This is a genomic window from Streptomyces coeruleofuscus (assembly GCF_039532725.1).
In the GTDB taxonomy this organism is placed as follows: Bacteria; Actinomycetota; Actinomycetes; order Streptomycetales; family Streptomycetaceae; genus Streptomyces; species Streptomyces coeruleofuscus.
In genome coordinates, this window is record NZ_BAAASE010000001.1 from 234669 (window position 1) to 255363 (window position 20695).

A 20695-nucleotide genomic window follows, 5' to 3' on the forward strand; every position below is an offset into this window, starting at 1 on the left:
CGAACCTGGCCGGAAGTCGTGATCCGGGTCCCAACCGTCCCTGGTTAACCGTTGGTTGCCGTGCTAACTTCGCTGGTCGGTCAGGCATGTGAACCGACTCAGGGGGAAAGTCGGTGCGGACAGGTGCGGCGCCCGGCGAGTCCGGCGGCGATTGGGGACATCAGCCGGACTTCGAGCTGCTGTTACAGCTCACCGAGGTCCTCTGCGAGCTGGGCTGCGTGGAAGACGCGCCGAGCCGGGTGCAGTTCGCCGGTCTGCTGGGAGGGCAGCTCGGCCGGCAGGTCGACATACGCGGCGTCAGGCTCCGTGAGGACGTGGCGAGTCTGGTGACCGCCGCGCTGAGCGTGGCGGGCGGGGAACACGTACTTGTCGGGGTGGTCCGCATCCTCGAAGGAGCCCCGGCCGGAGACGAACTCGAACGGCTGATCGCTCCTGTTCCCGCCCTGGCCGGGCCGTTGTCCAAGGACGACGAGAAGAGCGCCCGCGTCGCGCTCACCCGCGGCGACCTGCCCGCCGCACGGTTACGGGACGGTCTGGCCGAGGAACTCGTCGGCGTGGACCTCCCCGACGGACTCACCCCCGAGCAGCTCTTCGCGCACCTTCTCGAATGGAACGCGCAGGAGGACGGCCTGCCGCCCGTCGTCGTCCTCCTCGATCACGCGGCCCGTCTCGCCCGGACCGTCGAACACCGCCTCACGCTGAGCGGATGGGTCGACGACTGGGCCGGGCGCGAGGGCCTGACCGCGGAGTTGGCCAGGCGCCGGGAAACACGCGTCGCGGTGGTGTGGTCGCCCGACATACCCCGCACCCTCGTCGTCGCCGTCGAACCGGCCCGGGACGGCAGCACGGACGTGGTCGTGCGGACCTGGACGAACGCCACCCCGGGCCGGTGGGACCCGCGCCCCGGCGAACCGGACACCATCCCCCTGGACGACCTCGGCCGAGCGGTCGACAAGGCGCTCCGGCGCGGCACCCGGCTATGGCTGGTGCCGCGCGAACCGGGCTCGGGCGGACTCCAGGAGCCGCCTGCGTACATAGAGTTCATCCTTCCGTACGATCTGTTGAACCACGATGTGGCGGGGTTGACGTTCGCCATCGGCGACGGTGAGCCCACTCCGCTCGGCCTGCGGTACGGGGTACATCTACGCAGCCTCGAACGCATGCGTACGGACAACGCCGTGGTCCGGCAGCAGTGGAAGCGGCGCTGGGCGGCTCTGAAGCAGCATGGGATCACGGTGCACGCCTGGAGGGCAGCGGACGCCCGGCGGCTGCGCGCGTGGCAGATCGCGCTCGCCGGGGAATCAAGGAGTACGGCAGTGCTGTTGGACGCGCCGACCGGGGCGTCGGCCCTGGAGGCGCTCAAAGCGGCGATCGCGGAGGGGATCGGGCTGGCCGTCTGGGACCGCAGAGGCGTGTTCATAGAGGAGAGGCGCGAAGTGGTGACCGCGGTCTTCGCGGCCGTCACGATGCCCGTGCAGCTTCCTTCCGTCATTCACCGCATGCGTCGGAACGCCGAGAGTGGCGCGGAGGACGCGGTCCAGTATCTGGCCCGGAACGTCGGATTCCTGTGGGACGACCCCACCCGAGTCGTCGACATCCAGACCACCGACCCCGGCGATCTCGCCAGCTGAGCTAGGAGGCTTCGGCATGAGCGCACAGGAACGGACGGCAGCGGACGACTGGAAGGTGTTCCACGCCACCGGAAGCCCGCAGGACGCCCCACCCGTGCTGCCGGACCCGCCGCCCTGGCGGAGGTTCCGCGGCGGTCCCCTCCAGACCCCGCCCCCGGACGACGCGGAGGCCGCGCTGCGCCGCCTGGGACCCGGAGGCCTCACCCCCCAGCTCGACGAGGAGCAGATCGAGACGGTCAACGCGGCCCTGCTGCTGCGCCGCCCGCTGCTGATCACCGGCCCTCCCGGCGTCGGCAAGTCGACGCTCGCCTACCTGATCTCCCGTGAGCTGGGCCTCGGCCGGGTACTCGAATGGAACATCGTGAGCCGTACCAGCCTGCGTGACGGCTTGTACGTCCACGACGCCATGGGCCGCGCCCAGGCCATCGCCGCCTGGCAGGCGGGACTGCGCGACGCGGCACGGGCAGAGCCGGTGTTCGAAGAAGGCGAACAGACCGTCAACCCCACGACCATGTCAAAAGATCGTCAACTTGCGCCGGTTATAGGCGAGTTCATTACACTGGGGCCGCTGGGCACCGCCCTGCTGCCCTACGAACGGCCCCGGGTGCTTCTCGTCGACGAACTCGACAAGAGCGACATCGACCTGCCGAACGACCTGTTGCACGTTCTGGAGAATGGAAGTTATGAGGTTCCCGAGCTGGTGCGCGACGCCGCCGACGCGGCGAGCGTGCACACCAGCGATCCGGGAGGCCGGGCCGTGGTGCGCGACGGGCGCGTCGAGTGCCGGGAGTTCCCGGTCGTGGTGATCACCAGCAACGGGGAGCGGGAATTCCCCGCCGCCTTCCGCCGCCGCTGTCTTCCGATGGAGATGCACACCCCCACCCGGGAGCAACTACTGGCCATGGTGGAAGGGCACTTGGGGCTCAGGCCGCGAGGCACCGAAGACCTCGTCGACCTGTTCGTTCAGCGGGTCCAGGCGGGCGGCGTCCACTCCCTCGACCAGTTGCTCAACGCTGTCCAGATGACTACCGCGGGTGGTTTTCAGGCTGACGGTGACGGGCGTAAGCTCGTCGAACTGCTGCTCCGCGACCTCGCGAAGGGCCGCTGATGACCCGGGAGCGCGCATCCGGACCAGGCGACGGGGATCCCGCATCGGGATCGTCGCCGCCTCCTTCGGTGTCCCCCGAGCCGCTCGCGCGCGCGAGCGAGCGCGGAGACCGGGGCCCCGCCGCTCCCGAACCCTTCGTACCGCGCTGGCAGGAGTTCGCCGACGCCGTATGGCTCGCCGCGCACCGGAGCCGGTACGGCGGTCCCGGCGAAGCGGCCCCGCAGACCCCCGCCGCGCGGTCGGCACTCCCGCAGGATGCCGAGGCCGGACCACCGTCCGGGCCACCGGCGGACGACGACGGACTCCCCGGCCGCCCCGAGGCCGACGAGGACGTCCCCGCTCAGCCCCCGCCCGCGCACCGCGGCCCCGCCGCGTCGGACCCTCCCGGCGGCCGCCCGGCCACCCGGGCCGACGACCGCGTCTTACCCCACCCCGAAGGCGGCTTCACCCTGCACCTCGGGCCGCCGCTGCTGCCCCAGGCCGAACCCGACCCGTCGGGACCCGGCCGCTTCACGGCCCTGCTCGCGCGCGCCCTGCACCAACTGGCCCGCCGCATCCCGTCCCGCGACAGCCTGGAGCTGGACGAGGAGACCACGGCCGAACAGGGTCTTGTCGACGGGTTGTGGATGCCGTTCCTGCGGCCCGCCCGGGTCTCCGCCTTCGACCTGGTGCTGCTGCTCGACGACGCGCCCACGATGCGCATCTGGGAGGAGAGCGCCGCACGTCTGGCCCGTGCCGCCGAACACAGCGGGGCCTTCCGGAGCGTGCGGACGCTGCGGGCGACCGTGCCGCGCACCGGCACCGCCACCCTGCGCTGGTCCACGGGACGGGCCGTCGCCGACCCCGCCGAACTGCTCGACGGCCGGGGCAGCCGGATCTTCCTCGTGGTCACCGACGGACTCGCCCACGGCTGGGCCGCCCCCGCCGCCGACGAACTCCTCGGCCGGCTCGCCCACGCCGGCCCCACCGCCCTCGTCCACCTGCTGCCGCCGCACCTGCGCCACCGCTCCTCGCTCTACCCGTACCCGGCCGTCCTGGAGGCCGGCGGGTTCGGGGCCCCCAACAGCGGCCTCGGGCACTGGGCGCCGCCCGGCGGCCCCGATCCGATGCGGCCCCTGCCCGAAGCGGGCGACGGCTCCGTCGCCGTCCCGGTGCTCTCCCTGAAACCAGCCTCCCTCGCCGCCTGGTCCGATCTGGTCACCGGCGGGCGCGGTGTCCGGCGTTCGCTGCCCGTGGTGCTGGCCGGCGCCCTGCGCAAGGGCGCGCCCGCTCCCGGCCTGCGCGCGCCACGCCTGCCCCGGGCCGCCACCGCCGCCGTACGGCGCTTCTTCAGTCTGGCCACCCCCTCCGCCCGCCGCCTCGCCGCCCAACTCGCCGCCGTCCCGTTCGACTTCGACCTCGTCGAGCAGTTGCGGCGACGCGTCATGCCGGAGACCGGTCCCGATCACCTCGCCGAGATCCTCATGGGCGGGCTGATCGACTGGGAGGGGGCAGGGGAGGGGCGTCCCGAGTTCGCCGAGGGCGTTCGAGAGGCCTTGCTCGCGACCACCACGCGCAGTCAACTCGCCCGCACCGTCAGCCTGGTGGGCGAGCTGCCCGCCGCCGGGGAGCGGGGCGTGGCCCTGCGCGCCGCCCTGCACGACCCGCTGCGGACCAGGCTCCCCGACCCCGCCGAACGTGGCTGGGCGCGCAGCGAACTGGCCGTCATGCGCGCCTTGTCGGGACCCTACGCCGACCGGGCGCGGCGCATCGAACCGAACCTGTCAAGGAACCCGCCCGCCGCGGCCGCACAGGTGGAGAACAAAGCGTCCGCCCACCCACCCCCACAGGTGAATATCCCGGGCGAAACGACTCCATCCAGCCCAGCGGGCATCAACCCGGATTCGGGAATCTCCGATCCGACTGGAGAATCCGCGCCGTCGGAGACGGCCGAGGCGCACCGACCACAGACCCCGGAGGCAGAGCCGCTCATGCAGCGCACCACGACCGCAACGCCGGCCCTACTGGTGAACGTGCCCATGCGCAACACATCGTTCGTCGGCCGCCAGGCGCTGCTGAGGGCCGTGGAGGAGCAGCTCGCCGCCCAGGACACCGCAGCCGTGCTGCCCAACGCCCTGCACGGCCTCGGTGGTGTGGGCAAGTCCCAGCTCGCGCTGGAGTACATCTACACCCACCAGCGCGACTACCGGATCATCTGCTGGATCCCCGCCGAACGCGAGAGCCTCATCCTGGCCGCGCTGTCCTCCCTCGCCTCCCAGCTGGGCGTCGCACCGGCCGGCCAGGACAGCCTCGGCGCCGCCGCGGCCAACACCGCCGTGCCCGCCGTACTGGAGGCGCTGCGCACGGGGACGCCGTACGACAACTGGCTGCTGGTCTTCGACAACGCCGAGGACATCGAGGCGGTGCGCGGCTACTTCCCGCACAACGGGCCGGGCAAGGTCATCGTCACCTCCCGGAACCGGGGCTGGGAACGGGTGGCCACCTCCCTGCCGGTCAACGTCTTCGAGCGCGACGAGTCCATCGAACTGCTCCAGAAGCGCGCCCAGGACCTGCCCCGGGAGGACGCAGACCGGCTGGCCGAGGCCCTCGGCGACCTGCCGCTCGCCGTCGAGCAGGCGGGCGCCTGGCTCGGCGTCACCGGCATGGAGGTCGACGAGTACCTCGAACTGCTCGCCCAGCGCAGCCCGGAGATCCTGGAGATCGAGCAGAGCCCCGACTACCCGGTGTCCGTCGCCGCCGCCTGGGACATCTCCCTGGAGCGGATCAGGGAGAACAATCCGGGCGCCCGTCAGCTTCTCGACATCTGCGCCAGCATGGCTCCCGAGCCGATCCCGAGGTCGATCCTGCGCAGCAGCCGAGGCGTCAACATCACGCCCGAGATCGACCCGATGCTGCGCGAGCCGATCAAACTGAACCGGGCCATCCGCGACCTCAGCCAGTTCTCCCTGATCAGGGTCGACCCGCGCGCGGGCACCCTGCAGATGCACCGCCTGCTCCAGACCGTGCTCCTCGCCAAGCTCAGCGAGGAGGAACGCGAGCGGATGCGGGACGCCGCCCACCAGCTGCTGTCCGCCGCCAACCGCGGCCCCTTCGGATCCTCCCAGGAATGGCGCGACTACCAGGCGCTGCTGCCCCACGTCCTCGCCTCCCAAGCGGTCACCAGCACCGACCCCTACGTGCGCGACCTCGTCTACGACACCATGTGGTTCCTCTACTACTGGGGCGACCACGAAGGTGCCGCGTCCTTCGGCCGGCAGGCATGGAGCGCCTGGCTCGCCGCCTCGGGTGAGGAGGACATCTATGTCGTCCGGATGACCAAGGGCTTCGCCTTCCTGCTGCGCCAGGTCGGCCAGATCGCCGAGTCGATCCCGCTCACCGAGAAGGCGCTGGGAGTGTCCCGCCGGATGGAGGTGGAACCGGAGGAACTCATCGACTCCCTGTGCGAGATGTCCGACGCCCACCGCTACCAGGGCCGCTTCCAGGAGGCGCGGGACCTGGGCAAGGAGGCCACCGAGCTGGCTCGCTCACTGTTCGGGCCCGACGACCCGGCCACTCTGCGGGCCAGCCACAGCTGGGGCGTCGACCTGAGACTGTGCGGGGAGTTCACAGAAGCGCTGTCGCTGGACCAGGAGACCGCCCGCCAGCGCGACCTGCTGCTCGGCGGTGCCAGCTTCTTCACGCTCAACACCATGCACTGCGTCGGCATCGACATGCGCGAGGCGGGCCGTTACTCCGAGGCGCGAGAGTGGCAGGAGGACGTCTACCGCCAGGCGCTCAGCGCGCTGGGCGAGAAGCACCCCCTGACCCTGCGGATCGCCCGTTCCCTCGGAGTCTGCCGCCGCCGGGACGGGGATCTCTCCGAGGGCGCCAAGCTCACCGAGGAGACGCTGCTCAACTTCAAGTCCCGCTACGGCGACGAGCACCTCGACTCGCTCACCACGGCGACCAACGCCTGCGTCGACCGGCGTCTGGCAGGGGACCTGGAAGGATCGCTCCGGATCGCGGAGTCCACCGTGGCCAGGCTGGTGCGGCGCCTCAGCGGTGACCACGCGCACACCCTGGTGACCCGGGCGAACCTGGCGGCCACCCAGCGTGCCCTGGGCTCGCTGGATGCCGCGCAGGAGCTGGAGGACGACGTGGTGCGCCGGCTGAGCGACACGGTCGGGGCGCGTCACATCATCGCCCTCACCGTGGGCATCGGCCAGGCCAACACCGCCTACGCGCGGCTCGACTTCGAGCGGGCGCACGCGATCGACTCCGCCAACCTGCCGCTGCTGACCGAGGTGGCGGGCCAGGACCACCCCCTCACCCTTTCCTGCACGTCCAACCTCGCCCTCGATCTGCGGGGCCTCGGGCGCGGAGACGAGGCGGACGTCCTTCAGCGCAAGGCGGTGGAGGGCTTCGCCGCGGTGCTGCGCAACGACCACCCCTGGCTCCAGGCCGCCCGCCAGCGCCGGCGCATCGAGTGCGACGTGGCTCCCATGCCCATGTGACGCGGAGCGCCCGACGACGGCCCGCCGCCGGGACCTCCCGACGGCGGGCCGCTTCTGTTCATCAGGCTTCAACTCCTCCGTCATGTGGGTAAGTTGATTTCCACAGGAGCGATCGGGTCACGGGGGGACGCATGACGGCGGTCGTCTTCGTCCATGGGACCGGGGTCCGCGAGCCGGGCTTCACCGCGCTGCTGGAGCGGGTGAGGGCCGGACTGGCCGCACAGCGCGACGGACTTCACGTCCTGCCCTGCTACTGGGGCGCGGCACACGGTGCCACGCTCGCGGCCGGCGGAGCGAGCCTGCCACCCCGATCCGGCACCACGCGCGGCCTCCGCGAGGGCCCGGCGGAGCCGGACCCTCGCGACGAGGCGGCCTCGGCTTGGGCCCTCCTCTACGACGACCCGTACGCCGAGCTGGCCCGGGCGGCCGCCGGGTCCGGCCCGGTCGCCGAACGACCGCCCGGTTCCGAATCGCCGCAGCAGTCCATACGGGCGCTGCTCACGGCACTCGCCGGCCAAGGTGACGCTCCGGCCGCCGAGTTGGGCCCCGGGTTACCCCGGGCCTGCACCGACCTGGCCGCCCACCCTCTGCTCGGGCCCGCGGCCGACGCCCTCGACCCGGCGGACCTCGCCGTCGTCGCGGCCCGCTCCCTGACCGCGCGCCTCATCGCCGACGCCCTCGACGCCGACTCCCCGCTCGTTCCCGTCGGCACGACGCGTGACGCCGTCACCGACCGGATCGCCGAGGCCCTCGGCGCACCGCCCCGGGGCGCGGAGCGAGGGCTGCGCTCCTACCTGCTGCGGACGGCCGGAGCCGTGGCCTCACGCGCCGTGGAGCGCCGCCGGCGTGCCCTCACCGAGGCCACCCACCCAGCCGCCGGTGACATCCTGCGCTACCTGAGCCGGGGCGCGGCCTTCCGGGACTGTCTGCGCACCCTCATCGCCGGCCTGGAGCCGCCCGTCGCCGTGGTCGGCCACAGCCTCGGCGGCATCATCGCCCTCGACACGCTGGTCTCCGCCCCGCTGCCGCAGGTCGGCCTCCTGGTGACGGCGGGCTCCCAGGGGCCCTTCCTCTACGAATCGGGGTCCCTGCCCTCCCTCGAACATCCTGCGCCCCTGCCACCGCACGTCCCCGCCTGGCTCAACCTGTACGACCCGCGCGACCTGCTCGGCTACGTCGGCGCGGAACTCTTCCCGGGCCGCGTCACCGACGTCCCCGTCGACAGCGGCCAGCCGTTCCCCGCCGCGCACAGCGCCTACTGGACGAACCCGGCCGTGTACCGCCACATCGTGGACCATCTGCCGTGACCGGCCGGATGCCGCCCGTCGACCCCGCCCGGGTGCACGCCCTGATCGTCGGGATCGAGGCGTACGAGGCCGGCGACGCCTGGCGGCTGCCCGGGCCCGCCCGGGACGCCGTACGGTTCTGGCGGCTGCTGCGAGACGCCGGGGTGCCGGGGGCCCGACTGCGGCTGCACCTGGCACCTTTGCCGTCGTACGACCCGCGGGTCCCGTACGAGCGTGCGGACCAGGCGACCCTGCGCCGGGTCCTCGTCCGCGAACTCTCCCTGGCCGAGGGCGATGTCCTGTGGGTGTGGTGGGGCGGGCACGGTGTGCTGGACCGGGCCGGGCGGCTCCGGCTGTTCTGCGCGGACGCGGGCGTCGCCGACAAGGTGGGCATCGACCTGGACAGCGCGCTCGCCCGGTACGCGGGTGACGCCGTGCCGGGACTGCGGGAGCAGATGTGGATCGTGGACGCCTGCGAGACCTTCGAGGAGGACCTGGCCTTTCGGGAGGCGCTGCCCGCCGACGCCCTGCCCGTGGGGCGGCCCACCCATGCGCACCGGCAGACCGTGCTGCGCGCCGCCGGCCGGGGCAGGGCGGCGGCCAACGACCCGGTCCGCGCCACCGGCCTGTTCTCCGACGTCCTGCTCGGTCTGCTGGCCGACCGGGCGGCCGTTCTGCCCGCGCCGCCCGATCCGGAGGAACTGTTTCCGGCCGTTCGAGCGCGCATCGCGGCCCTCAGGGAAGAGGGCCGTACTCTGCAGCATCCCGAGATTCGGCTCCAGGGCCCCGACCGCACCGAGACCCTGCCCCCAGCCGGACCGCACGCCGCGCCGCGCTCCCTCACGGCTATGCAGCGAGCGGTGGAGGCCCTCCTCGCCTACCCCCTGATGAACGACCCGGACGAACGGCAGACGGTCGTCGCCGCGCTGAACCCCCGTGTCACAGCCGTACTCCGTCGGCACAGCAGGGCACGCACCGACGTCGTCAACATCCTCGACGGCCTCGCCCGAAGGGGCCCGGAGGCACTGTGGGAGCTGTTCGACGCCGTGGTGGTTCTCGATGACGATCCGGACCTGAAGGAGAAACTGGCCTCCGCTCTGACCGAGTTGGCGACCGCACCGGGGCAGCGGCGTGATCGGCGATGATCAGTGGCGTGATCGTACGGTTTTCGCTCCGGGGGGTATTGGCCATGATGGAAAAACACGGGGCATCGCGTGCCACCGTGCGAGAAGGGGGAGCATCTTGGACCAGCCGCCCGTTCTGCACCACGCCGGAGCCGCCGCCGCACCTGATCCGGTCGTCGCCACCGCGGGGACCGATGTCTGGGAATCCGATCTGGCGGACCTCGCGGCGCTGCCCCTGAGTGCCGTGGACGGTCTCCCCGCCCTGCCACCCGGCACGCGCCTGCTGACCGAGGTACTGCGCGCCCGCAGCAGCATGAGGAGCGGTGAAGGCTCGGGCGCCCGAGCCGACTAGCCGCCGACTGTCCCGACGGCAGAGCCCGGTGCGACACCCGCACGCGCACCGGGTCCTGCGCATGTCCGCCAAGCGACCGGAGGCCCGCGACGATGACCAGCGAGCAGCACCTCGCTCCCTTCCGCATGCCGGACCGGCTCTTCGCGGAGCTGGCCGCCGGAGGTGGCTCGGCAGCGGCCGTCGCCTTCCTCGAACGAGCAGAACGGGCGCGGCGGTTGCTGCTCCTGCGCACCCTCCTCGACCACCTGGACGCCCTGCCCACCCCCCTCACCCCGGCCGCCGAAGCCTGGCGGGTCCTCAAGGAGGCGGCCGAGAAGTCGCCCGAGCCGGTCGAACACCTGCTGCTGGCCCCGGCGACCGGCGGCTGGATCTCCCACATGCTGCGCCGGGTGCGGGGCACGGCGACCGGCCCGCCGCTGTGGGCGGAGGCGGGCCACCTGTGCGCGCTGGCCCTCTCGGCCTCCCTGCACGCGGGCACGGAGGCCACCCTCGACGTTCCCCTCACCAGCGGGCGGCTGCCCCTGCCCGGTCTCGGCATGGTCGGACTCCCCGACGCGAGAGAGGGCTTGGCGGTCGGCCGGGCCACGACGGCCGGGGGAGAGCTGACGGTCACCGGGCCGGGCCGCACGACCGGCTCGGTGCGGGTGACCTGCCATCCGCTGACGCAGCGCGCCGACGCGGAAGGGGGCACCTGGCTCGCGCTGCGGACCCTCAGCCACACCGGCCCCGACGGTACGGCCCCCTTCACCGTCGTACTCGAAGACCTCGATCCCTACCGCGATCTCGACGACCACCTGCCCCCGGCCCGGCTCGACGCGGACGAGGCACAGGAATGGCAGCGGTTGTTCGGCGAGGCCGCGCGGATCCTCGCGCGCCCGGGCACGCCGGGCCCCGGGCGGGTCGACCCCGCCATGATCCGGGCGATCGTGCCCTTCGGGCGCACCGCCGCCAGCCCGCCCCCGCCCCCCTTCGTGCAGGTGTCGGCCTCCAGCGGTGACTCCTTCGGCGGCATGCTCATCGTCCGTCCGGCCTCCGCGCTCGCCCTCGCCGAAACCCTGGTGCACGAGCTCCAGCACAGCAAACTGGCCGCCCTCCTGCACCTGTTCCCGTTGCTGGAGGACGACCGGGCCGAGCGCTACTACGCCCCCTGGCGCACCGACCCCCGCCACCTCACCGGCCTGCTGCACGGCGCGTACGCCTTCACCGGCGTCGCGGGTTTCTGGCGGGACCGGCTGGCCGGTGCGGAGGAGGGCGAGGAGGCCGAGCGGGCCGCCTACTTCTTCGCCCTGCGCCGCCTGCAGAGCCGCCTGGCCGTGCGCACCCTGCTGACCAGCGGCCGGCTGACCGTGCAGGGCCGCGCCCTCGTCTCCGGCCTCGCCCGTACCCTGGACGGCTGGCTGCGCGAGCCGGTCCCGCACGCCGCCCTCACCCGGGCCCGTACGGCCGCCGCGCTGCACCGCACCGAGTGGCGGCTGCGCAACGTCGACCCCGCGGTGGAGATACCGTCGGACGGCCCCCGCTTCCGCACCGACCGCGCCGTCTGGCCCGACGTCCGCACCCACTCCTTCGCCACCCGCCCCGTCGTCCCGCGCACCGCCGACGAGCACCTCGCCGCCGGGGACGCGGCCGCCGCGCTCGCCCGGTACGCCGGACAGCTTGCCGCCGACCCCGCCGAGCCGCACGCCCTGGCCGGCTGGATCGTGGCCCGGGCCGTGCTCGACCCGGGCCGGGAGACGCGGCGCATGCTGGCCCGGCCGGAGCTGCTCCAGCCGTTGCCCAGCGGCTGACCGGCGGGCGTCCCGGCCCGGGTCTGATTGTCGTCAGGCAGACGCAAACAAGAGTTCGCCGAAACGCGCGAGCAGCGCGTCAACAGGCGTTCCGGTGGTCAGGATGGAGGCATGGCTTACCACGTCCACTCCGAGGCCGGGCGGCTGCGCCGCGTCATCCTGCACCGGCCCGATCTCGAGCTCAAAAGGCTCACCCCCAGCAACAAGACCTCGCTGCTCTTCGACGACGTGCTGTGGGTGCGCAGGGCCCGCGCCGAGCACGACGGGTTCGCCGACGTGCTGCGCGACCGGGGCGTCACCGTCCACCTCTTCGGTGACCTGCTGGCCGAGGCCCTTCAGGTCCCGGCGGCCCGGGCCCTCGTCCTGGACCGGGTCTTCGACGAGAAGGAGTACGGCCCGCTGGCCACCGACCATCTGAGAGCCGCCTTCGAGAACCTGCCCGCGGCGGAGCTGGCCGAGCTCCTGGTCGGCGGTATGACCAAGCGCGAGTTCCTCGACGTGCACCCGGAGCCGACCTCCGTGCGCTTCCACGTCATGGAACTGGACGACTTCCTGCTGGACCCGCTGCCCAACCACCTCTTCACCCGCGACACCTCCGCGTGGATCTACGACGGCGTCTCCATCAACGCGATGCGCTGGCCCGCCCGGCAGCGCGAGACGGTGCACTTCGAGGCGATCTACCGGCACCACCCGCTGTTCCGCGACGAGAACTTCCACCTCTGGTCCGAGGGGCAGGCCGACTACCCGTCCACCATCGAGGGCGGGGACGTCCTGGTCATCGGCAACGGGGCGGTGCTCATCGGCATGAGCGAGCGCACCACGCCCCAGGCCGTCGAGATGCTCGCGCACAAGCTGTTCGCCGCCGGTTCCGCCGAGACGATCGTGGCCCTCGACATGCCCAAGCGGCGGGCCTTCATGCACCTCGACACCGTGATGACGATGGTCGACGGCGACACCTTCACCCAGTACGCGGGGCTCGGCATGCTCCGCTCGTACACCATCGAACCGGGCGTCGGCGAGAAGGAACTCAAGGTCACCGACCATCCGCCGGAGCACATGCACCGCGCGATCGCCGCCGCGCTCGGCCTGAACGAGATCCGGGTGCTGACCGCCACCCAGGACGTGCACGCGGCCGAACGCGAGCAGTGGGACGACGGCTGCAACGTCCTGGCCGTCGAACCCGGCGTCGTGGTCGCCTACGAGCGGAACGCCACCACCAACACCCACCTGCGCAAACAGGGCATCGAAGTGATAGAGATCCCGGGCAGCGAACTCGGGCGGGGGAGGGGCGGGCCGCGGTGCATGAGCTGCCCGGTCGAACGGGAGCCCGTGTAGGCACCCGACGTCGACGTATAGACATGCTGAGCTTCGTATAGTATTTCAGGAGTCCTGAGTCCCTGCCCGTCCCCCCCCGTACCGTCGTATCCCTGGAGCGCCCCATGGCGACAGTCCCGACCGCCCTCGCCGGCCGCCACTTCCTCAAGGAGCTGGACTTCACCGAGGAGGAGTTCCGCGGTCTGGTCGAGCTGGCCGCCGAGCTGAAGGCCGCCAAGAAGGCCGGTACCGAGACGCAGTACCTGCGGGGCCGGAATATCGCGCTGATCTTCGAGAAGACCTCCACCCGCACCCGCTGCGCCTTCGAGGTCGCGGCCGCCGACCAGGGCGCCTCGACGACGTACCTCGACCCCTCCGGCTCGCAGATCGGCCACAAGGAGTCGGTGCGGGACACCGCGCGGGTGCTGGGCCGGATGTACGACGGGATCGAGTACCGGGGCGACAGCCAGGAGAAGGTGGAGGAGCTGGCGGCGCACGCCGGTGTGCCCGTCTACAACGGGCTCACCGACGACTGGCACCCCACGCAGATGCTCGCCGACGTGCTCACCATGACCGAGCACTGCGCCAAGCCGCCGGCCGGGATGACCTTCGCCTACCTCGGCGACGCCCGCTTCAACATGGGCAACTCCTACCTCGTCACCGGCGCCCTGCTCGGCATGGACGTACGTCTCGTCGCCCCGAAGGACTACTGGCCGGCCGAGGAGGTCGTCGACCGGGCCCGCGCCCTCGCGGAAACCAGCGGCGCCCGCATCACCCTCACCGAGACCCTGGACGAGGGCGTCCGGGGCGCCGACTTCGTCGCCACGGACGTCTGGGTCTCCATGGGCGAGCCGAAGGAGGTCTGGGCCGAGCGCATCGCCGCCCTCGCCCCGTACGCGGTGACCATGGACGTCCTGCGCGCCACCGGCAACCCGGATGTGAAGTTCCTGCACTGCCTGCCCGCCTTCCACGACCTGGGCACCAAGGTCGGCCAGGAGATCCACGCCGCCCACGGCCTGGAGTACCTGGAGGTGTCGGACGAGGTCTTCGAGTCGGCGCACTCCGTCGTCTTCGACGAGGCGGAGAACCGTCTGCACACGATCAAGGCGGTGCTGGTCGCGACCCTCGGCTGAACCGTGTCAGGCCGACGGGCGCCGCTGGGCCGGCACCACGGGCAGCCGGAACCACACGGCCTTGCCGGACTCGGTCGGCCGGTGACCGCACGACGAGCTCAGGGTGCGGATCAGCAGCAGGCCGCGCCCGTGCTCCTGCCAGGGGTCGGGCATCCCGCCGGACGGACAGGTCAGGTCGCCGGGCGGCTGCGGGTCGGTGTCGTGCACCTCGACCTGGCAGCCCGACGGCATCAGCTCCACCACCAGCTCTATCGGCGTCTCGCCGGAGGTGTGCTCCACGGCGTTCGCCACCAGCTCCGCCGTGAGCAGCTCCGCCGTGTCGCGGTCCGCCCCGTGCTCCAACTCGGTCAGCGCCGTACGGACCAGGGCACGGGCCACGGGCACCGCCGCGGCGGTGTGCGGCAGTGCGATGCGCCAGGAGGCGGGGGCTGAGGGGAGTTCGTACAAGGCGGGTCCGTTCATGGAGCAGGACATCCTGCTTTCAACCTTATGAATGGTACGGCGCCACTCTTCCGTGGCGTCCGAGGGGCACTGCCGGGGGACCTGCGGCCCCCTTGCCGCACGGCTTACCCAGGTGAACGCCGTGCCGCGCACAGCTGCTCCCGCCGTTACGCCGGTGTGGACGATCTGTGACGGATGTGACCGGCCCGGTTCACACCCGGCTCCCCGGGAAGTCCTACCCGGACGGCCTATCGCGCACTCATGACGACAGTCACGAATGGGTGATAACTTCGTGGGGTAGAGCTCAGTGAGGCAGTGCCCGCCCGAGGAGGCCGCACGTCATGAGTCCCTTCACCGGCTCCGCCGCCCGCACCCCGAGCTGGGAGCACCTGCGCGTCGACGTGGCCGACGGCGTCGCCACCGTCACCCTGGCCCGCCCCGAGAAGCTCAACGCGCTCACTTTCGGTGCCTACGCCGACCTGCGCGACCTGCTCGCGGAGCTGTCCCGGGAGCGGTCCGTACGGGCCCTGGTGCTGGCCGGCGAGGGCCGCGGCTTCTGCTCCGGCGGCGACGTCGACGAGATCATCGGCGCCACCCTCGGCATGGACACCGCCCAGCTCCTCGACTTCAACCGGATGACCGGCCAGGTGGTCCGCGCCGTCCGGGAGTGCCCCTTCCCCGTGATCGCGGCGGTCCAGGGCGTGGCGGCCGGTGCCGGAGCGGTCCTCGCCCTGGCCGCCGACTTCCGCGTCGCCGACCCCACGGCCCGCTTCGCCTTCCTCTTTACCCGGGTCGGCCTCTCCGGCGGCGACATGGGCGCGGCCTACCTCCTGCCCCGGGTCGTGGGCCTCGGCCACGCCACCCGCCTCCTGATGCTGGGCGACCCGGTCCGCGCCCCCGAGGCCGAGCGCATCGGGCTGATCAGCGAACTGACGGAGGAGGGCCGGGCCGACGAGACAGCACACCAACTGGCCCACCGCCTGGCACAGGGCCCGGCCCTGGCATACGCCCAGACCAAGGCCCTCCTCACGGCAGAACTGGACATGCCCCTGGCAGCCTCGGTGGAACTCGACGCCTCGACGCAGGCCCTCCTGATGACAGGCGAGGACTACGCAGAGTTCCACGCGGCGTTCACGGAGAAGCGCCCCCCGAAATGGAGCGGACGGTGAGTTCAGGTACCTCAGGGGCGCGGGGAACTGCGCGACAAGCCACAACGCGCCCGCAGCCGCCCACCGACAAGAGCCACCCCCTACGCGTGGCCATCATCGGCGGAGGCCCCGGCGGCCTCTACGCCGCCGCCCTCCTCAAACGCCTCGACCCCACCCGCGACATCACCGTCTGGGAACGCAACGCCCCCGACGACACCTTCGGCTTCGGCGTGGTCCTCTCCGACGAAACCCTCGGCGGCATAGAACACGCGGACCCCCACGTCTACGAGGCCCTCCAGAGACACTTCATCCGCTGGGACGACATCGACATCGTCCACCGAGGAGTACGGCACACCTCGGGCGGCCACGGATTCGCCGCACTCGGCAGAAAACGCCTCCTGGAGATCCTCCACACCCGATGCCGCGAACTCGGCGTCGACCTCCGCTTCCACACCGAGGCCCCGGAAGAACTCCCGCAAACCCACGACCTGGTCATCGCGGCGGACGGCATCCACAGCACCACACGCGAGGCCCACGCGGACGTCTTCCGCCCTCACGTCACGACCCACCGCTGCCGCTACATCTGGCTCGCCGCCGACTTCCCCTTCGACTCCTTCCGCTTCGAGATCGCCGAGACCGAGCACGGCGTGATGCAGCTCCACGGCTACCCCTACGCGCCGGACGCCTCCACCGTGATCATCGAGATGCGCGAAGAGGTCTGGCACGCGGCCGGTTTCGACGAGCTCGGCGAAGCCGAGTCGGTCGAACGCTGCGCCAAGATCTTCGCGGAGGCACTCCGCGGCCGCCCCCTGACGTCGAACAACTCCACCTGGACGACCTTCCGCACGGTCGTCAACGACCGCTGGTCGCACGGCAACGTCGTGCTCCTCGGCGACGCCGCCCACACCGCCCACTTCTCCATCGGCTCCGGCACCAAGCTCGCCGTCGAGGACGCCCTGGCCCTGGCCGCCTGCCTGGAGGAACAGGACACCCTGGAGGAGGCCCTGACCGCGTACGAGGCGGAGCGGCGGCCCGTCGTCGCCTCGACGCAGCGCGCGGCCCGGGCCAGCCTGGAGTGGTTCGAGAACCTCGCCCTGTACCTGGACCAGCCGCCCCGCCAGTTCGCCTTCAACCTGCTCACCCGCAGCCGCCGCGTCACCCACGACAACCTGCGGCTGCGCGACGCCCGCTTCACCGAGGCGGTGGAGCGCGACTTCGGCTGCCCGCCCGGCACACCCCCGATGTTCACCCCGTTCCGGCTGCGCGGTCTGACCCTGCGCAACCGGGTCGTCGTCTCACCCATGGACATGTACTCGGCCGCCGACGGCGTCCCCGGCGACTTCCATCTCGTCCATCTGGGCGCGCGGGCCATGGGCGGGGCCGGGCTGGTGATGACCGAGATGGTGTGCGTCAGCGAGGAGGGCCGGATCACGCCCGGCTGCGCCGGCCTCTACACCGGCCGGCAGGCCGAGGCCTGGAAGCGGATCACAAACTTCGTGCACGACCGGGCGCCCGGCACCGCGATCGGCGTGCAGCTCGGCCACAGCGGCCGCAAGGGCTCCACGAAGCTGATGTGGGAGGGCATGGACGAGCCGCTGGAGGAGGACAACTGGCCGCTCGTGGCCGCGTCCGCGTTGCCGTACAAGCCGTTCAGCCAGACCCCGCGCGAGCTGTCGCGCGCGCAACTCACCGACATACGGGAGCAGTTCGCGGCCGCCGCCTGCCGTGCCGCCCGGGCCGGATTCGACCTGCTCGAACTGCACTGCGCCCACGGCTATCTGCTCTCCGGCTTCCTCTCCCCGCTGACCAACCGCCGCACCGACGCCTACGGTGGCTCACTGGAGAAGCGGCTCCGCTTCCCGCTGGAGGTGTTCGACGCCGTACGGAACGTCTGGCCGGGGGAGCGGCCCATGACCGTACGGATCTCCGCAACCGACTGGGCCGAGGGCGGGACCACGGCCGAGGACGCCGTCGAGATCGCCCGGGCCTTCGCCGCGCACGGCGCCGACGCGATCGACGTGTCGACGGGGCAGGTCGTGGCGGACGAGCGGCCCGAGTTCGGGAGGTCGTACCAGACTCCGTTCGCGGACCGGATCCGCAACGCCACCGGCATCCCGGTGATCGCTGTCGGCGCGATCTCCTCCTGGGACGACGTCAACTCCCTGATCCTGGCGGGCCGTACGGACCTGTGCGCCCTGGCCCGCCCTCACCTCTACGACCCGCACTGGACGCTGCACGCGGCGGCCGAACAGGGCTACACGGGCCCCGGCGCCGTCTGGCCGGCCCCCTACCGCGCGGGCGGCCGCCGCCCGCAGACGGGCCGCACGGACGCGCCGAAGCCGCGCCTCACTCTGGGGAGCTGAGCAGCCCCACGAACTCGGCGCCCGCGTCCCGCAGCCGCTCGTGCAGCCCCTGGAACACCGCCGACGAGCGGGTGCCCGGCCAGTCCTCCGGGAGCAGTTCGGACGGCAGGCCGGGGTCGGTGTAGGGGAGGTGGCGCCAGGAGTCCAGGGCGAGGAGGTAGTCGCGGTAGGCCTCCTCCGGCGGGGTGTCCTCGCGTTTCTCCCAGGCGTGCAGCACGCGCGCGTGGCGGTCGAGGAACGCCTCGTGCTCCTTGGCGATGGCGGCCAGGTCCCACCAGCGGGCGACGGCCTCCGCGGTCGGGGCGAAGCCGAGGTGGTCGCCGCGGAAGAAGTCGACGTACGCGTCGAGCCGCAGCCGCTGGAGGGTGTGCCGGGTCTCTTCGTACAGCCGCGCGGGCGCGATCCACACGCCCGGTGCGGCCGTGCCGAAACCGAGACCGGCCAGCCGGGAGCGCAGCACGTGCCGCTTCTGCCGCTCCGACTCCGGCACGGAGAACACGGCGAGCACCCACCCCTCGTCCTCGGGAGGGGCCGTGGCGTAGATGCGCCGGTCGCCGTCGTCGAGCAACTGGCGGGCGTCCGGAGACAGTTCGTATCCGGCCGCGCCCTGGGCGGTGCGGGCGGGCACGAGCAGTCCGCGTCTCTTGAGCCGCGACACCGAGGAGCGTACGGACGGGGCGTCGACCCCGACCGCCGCGAGCAGCCGGATCAGTTCGGCGACGGGCACGGGACCCGTCGCGAAGCGGCCGTACGCGCCGTAGAGCGTGACGATGAGAGACCGTGGTGCATGCTGGTCGGACACGTTGATCATCTTAGGTCGTTCGGGTCACTCCCGGTCGTTCCCGGTCGTCTTCGGTGCGGCCGTCCGGGAGCCCGCCCGCGCGCAGCCTGAACCGCTGGAGCTTGCCGGTGGCCGTGCGCGGCAGCGCGTCCAGGAAGACGATCTCGCGCGGGCACTTGTACGGCGCCAGCTCGCTCTTCACGAAGGCGCGCAGCGCCCCGGCGTCCCGTTCCGCGCCCTCCTTGAGGACGGCGAAGGCCACCACGACCTGCCCGCGGTCCTCGTCGGGCCGTCCCACGACCGCCGCCTCCACCACATCCGGGTGCCGCAGCAGCGCGTCCTCGACCTCGGGCCCGGCGATGTTGTACCCGGCCGAGATGATCATGTCGTCGGCGCGGGCGACGTACCGGAAGTAGCCGTCGGCCTCGCGGACGTAGGTGTCGCCGGTGACGTTCCAGCCGCCGCGTACGTACTCACGCTGCCGCGGGTCGGCGAGGTAGCGGCAGCCGACCGGTCCGCGCACCGCGAGCAGCCCCGGCTCCCCGTCGGGCACCGGCTCGCCGTGCTCGTCCTGTACGCGTGCGTGCCAGCCCGGCACGGGAACGCCCGTCGTGCCGGGCCGGATCCGCTCGTCGGCCGCGGAGATGAAGATGTGCAGCAACTCGGTCGCGCCGATGCCGTTGATGACGCGCAGGCCGGTGCGGTCGTGCCAGGCCTGCCAGGTGGATGCCGGCAGGTTCTCGCCGGCCGAGACGCAGCGGCGCAGGGACGAGACGTCGTGTCCGTCGAGCTCGTCGAGCATCGCGCGGTATGCCGTCGGGGCCGTGAACAGCACGGACACCCGGTGGCGGGCGATGGCCGGCAGCAGTTGCCGGGGACCCGCCTGCTCCAGCAGGAGTGCGCTCGCCCCGGCCCGCAGCGGGAAGACGACCAGCCCGCCGAGTCCGAACGTGAATCCGAGCGGGGGACTGCCCGTGAACACGTCGTCCGCTTCGGGCTTCAGGACGTGCCGGGAGAAGGTGTCGGCGATGGCCAGGACGTCCCGGTGCACGTGCATGCAGCCCTTGGGGCGGCCGGTGGTGCCGGAGGTGAAGGCGATCAGCGCCACGTCGTCGGCCGCCGTGTCGACGGCCTCGTACGGAGTGCCGGGCGCCGGCCGGTTGAGGAGGTCGTCCGGGGCGTCGCCGCCGTAGGTGGTGATCCGCAGGTCGGGGATCTCGGCCTTGGCGAGGTCGTCGACCGCCCGGATGTCGCACAGCGCGTGCCGGACGCGGGCGATCTCGCACATCGTGCTCAGCTCGTGCGGGCGCTGCTGGGCGAGCACGGTGACCGCGACGGCCCCCGCCTTCAGCACGGCCAGCCAGCAGGCCGCGAGCCACGGTGTGGTGGGGCCGCGCAGCAGCACCCGGTTGCCGGGGACGACGCCGAGTTCGCCGGTGAGCAGGTGCGCGACGCGGTCGACGCGGGCGCGCAGATCGGCGTACGTCCACGTCTCTCCGGTCGGGGTGAGGAACGCAGGGCGGTCGCCGGGCGGGCCGTGGAGCAGTGCGGCGGCGCAGTTGAGCCGTTCGGGGTAGCGCAGCTCCGGCAGGTCGAATCGGAGCTCGGGCCATTGGTCCGGGGGTGGCAGATGGTCACGGGCGAAGGTGTCGACGTGGGCCGTACCCCGTGGATTCATACGATTCGCCCCCTTGGCGTGGTGGGCTCGCCTCTGGAGCGTATCGTGTTGGTGAC

Annotated in this window: 14 protein-coding genes; 11 read left to right on the forward strand and 3 right to left on the reverse strand. The window is 72.2% G+C overall.

Features of this window, described 5'->3' with window-relative positions; genetic code table 11:
* Positions 1 to 113 precede the first annotated feature (113 nt).
* From ABFX81_RS01035 to argF, 9 genes are all read left to right on the forward strand, one after another.
* On the forward strand, positions 114 to 1631 hold the full coding sequence (locus tag ABFX81_RS01035; protein ID WP_086850067.1) for a VMAP-C domain-containing protein: 1518 nt from the start codon (positions 114 to 116) through the stop codon (positions 1629 to 1631).
* 16 nt (positions 1632 to 1647) lie between these two features.
* On the forward strand, positions 1648 to 2739 hold the full coding sequence (locus ABFX81_RS01040; protein ID WP_086850069.1) for an AAA family ATPase: 1092 nt from the start codon (positions 1648 to 1650) through the stop codon (positions 2737 to 2739).
* Positions 2739 to 7232 (forward strand): FxSxx-COOH system tetratricopeptide repeat protein, encoded by a 4494-nt coding sequence (fxsT, locus tag ABFX81_RS01045; RefSeq protein ID WP_346137490.1) that lies wholly within the window; start codon positions 2739 to 2741, stop codon positions 7230 to 7232. The genes ABFX81_RS01040 and fxsT overlap by 1 nt, the downstream gene beginning before the upstream one ends.
* Positions 7233 to 7363: 131 nt before the next feature.
* Complete coding sequence (locus tag ABFX81_RS01050; RefSeq protein WP_086855028.1) at positions 7364 to 8539, forward strand: serine/threonine-protein kinase; 1176 nt, start codon at positions 7364 to 7366, stop codon at positions 8537 to 8539.
* Complete coding sequence (locus ABFX81_RS01055) at positions 8536 to 9663, forward strand: effector-associated domain 2-containing protein (protein WP_086855027.1); 1128 nt, start codon at positions 8536 to 8538, stop codon at positions 9661 to 9663. Before ABFX81_RS01050 ends, ABFX81_RS01055 begins: the two co-directional genes overlap by 4 nt.
* A gap of 97 nt (positions 9664 to 9760) precedes the next feature.
* Complete coding sequence (locus ABFX81_RS01060; protein ID WP_059417882.1) at positions 9761 to 9994, forward strand: hypothetical protein; 234 nt, start codon at positions 9761 to 9763, stop codon at positions 9992 to 9994.
* Positions 9995 to 10086: 92 nt separating this feature from the next.
* Entirely contained in the window at positions 10087 to 11781 is a 1695-nt protein-coding gene (locus tag ABFX81_RS01065) for an HEXXH motif domain-containing protein (RefSeq protein WP_346137491.1), read from the forward strand.
* 111 nt (positions 11782 to 11892) lie between these two features.
* On the forward strand, positions 11893 to 13116 hold the full coding sequence (locus tag ABFX81_RS01070) for an arginine deiminase (protein WP_086851574.1): 1224 nt from the start codon (positions 11893 to 11895) through the stop codon (positions 13114 to 13116).
* A gap of 104 nt (positions 13117 to 13220) precedes the next feature.
* Complete coding sequence (argF, locus tag ABFX81_RS01075) at positions 13221 to 14228, forward strand: ornithine carbamoyltransferase (RefSeq protein WP_086843357.1); 1008 nt, start codon at positions 13221 to 13223, stop codon at positions 14226 to 14228.
* A gap of 6 nt (positions 14229 to 14234) precedes the next feature.
* On the opposite strand, the gene ABFX81_RS01080 is transcribed toward argF, so the two are convergent.
* Positions 14235 to 14702, reverse strand: coding sequence for an ATP-binding protein (locus tag ABFX81_RS01080; protein ID WP_086843360.1), 468 nt, complete (start codon positions 14700 to 14702; stop codon positions 14235 to 14237).
* 308 nt (positions 14703 to 15010) lie between these two features.
* Here ABFX81_RS01080 and ABFX81_RS01085 point away from each other — a divergent pair, with 308 nt between their 5' ends.
* Positions 15011 to 15838: an enoyl-CoA hydratase family protein gene (locus ABFX81_RS01085; RefSeq protein WP_086843362.1), complete on the forward strand. Its 828-nt coding sequence runs from the start codon at positions 15011 to 15013 to the stop codon at positions 15836 to 15838.
* Positions 15823 to 18180 carry a bifunctional salicylyl-CoA 5-hydroxylase/oxidoreductase gene (locus tag ABFX81_RS01090; RefSeq protein ID WP_086843364.1) on the forward strand — a complete coding sequence of 786 codons (2358 nt, stop codon included), beginning with the start codon at positions 15823 to 15825 and terminating at the stop codon, positions 18178 to 18180. Before ABFX81_RS01085 ends, ABFX81_RS01090 begins: the two co-directional genes overlap by 16 nt.
* On the opposite strand, the gene ABFX81_RS01095 is transcribed toward ABFX81_RS01090, so the two are convergent.
* Together ABFX81_RS01095 and ABFX81_RS01100 are read right to left on the reverse strand one after the other, a co-directional pair.
* The gene (locus ABFX81_RS01095) at positions 18164 to 18991 is read right to left on the reverse strand and encodes a PaaX family transcriptional regulator C-terminal domain-containing protein (RefSeq protein WP_086843366.1); all 828 of its coding nucleotides are present in this window, start codon (positions 18989 to 18991) and stop codon (positions 18164 to 18166) included. The genes ABFX81_RS01090 and ABFX81_RS01095 overlap by 17 nt on opposite strands.
* A 1-nt stretch (position 18992) precedes the next feature.
* A complete protein-coding gene (locus tag ABFX81_RS01100; RefSeq protein ID WP_086843369.1) occupies positions 18993 to 20639 on the reverse strand; it encodes an AMP-binding protein in 1647 nt (548 codons plus the stop codon).
* Positions 20640 to 20695: the final 56 nt, after the last annotated feature.

What these genes read in the sequence shown, in the direction of transcription:
- ABFX81_RS01040 (WP_086850069.1), top strand. Translation starts at nt 1,648, where the DNA reads ATGAGCGCACAGGAACGGACGGCAGCGGACGACTGGAAGGTGTTCCAC.
- fxsT (WP_346137490.1), top strand. Translation starts at nt 2,739, where the DNA reads ATGACCCGGGAGCGCGCATCCGGACCAGGCGACGGGGATCCCGCATCG.
- ABFX81_RS01050 (WP_086855028.1), top strand. Translation starts at nt 7,364, where the DNA reads ATGACGGCGGTCGTCTTCGTCCATGGGACCGGGGTCCGCGAGCCGGGC.
- ABFX81_RS01065 (WP_346137491.1), top strand. Translation starts at nt 10,087, where the DNA reads ATGACCAGCGAGCAGCACCTCGCTCCCTTCCGCATGCCGGACCGGCTC.
- ABFX81_RS01070 (WP_086851574.1), top strand. Translation starts at nt 11,893, where the DNA reads ATGGCTTACCACGTCCACTCCGAGGCCGGGCGGCTGCGCCGCGTCATC.
- argF (WP_086843357.1), top strand. Translation starts at nt 13,221, where the DNA reads ATGGCGACAGTCCCGACCGCCCTCGCCGGCCGCCACTTCCTCAAGGAG.
- ABFX81_RS01080 (WP_086843360.1), bottom strand. Translation starts at nt 14,702, where the DNA reads ATGTCCTGCTCCATGAACGGACCCGCCTTGTACGAACTCCCCTCAGCC.
- ABFX81_RS01085 (WP_086843362.1), top strand. Translation starts at nt 15,011, where the DNA reads ATGAGTCCCTTCACCGGCTCCGCCGCCCGCACCCCGAGCTGGGAGCAC.
- ABFX81_RS01090 (WP_086843364.1), top strand. Translation starts at nt 15,823, where the DNA reads ATGGAGCGGACGGTGAGTTCAGGTACCTCAGGGGCGCGGGGAACTGCG.
- ABFX81_RS01095 (WP_086843366.1), bottom strand. Translation starts at nt 18,991, where the DNA reads ATGATCAACGTGTCCGACCAGCATGCACCACGGTCTCTCATCGTCACG.
- ABFX81_RS01100 (WP_086843369.1), bottom strand. Translation starts at nt 20,639, where the DNA reads ATGAATCCACGGGGTACGGCCCACGTCGACACCTTCGCCCGTGACCAT.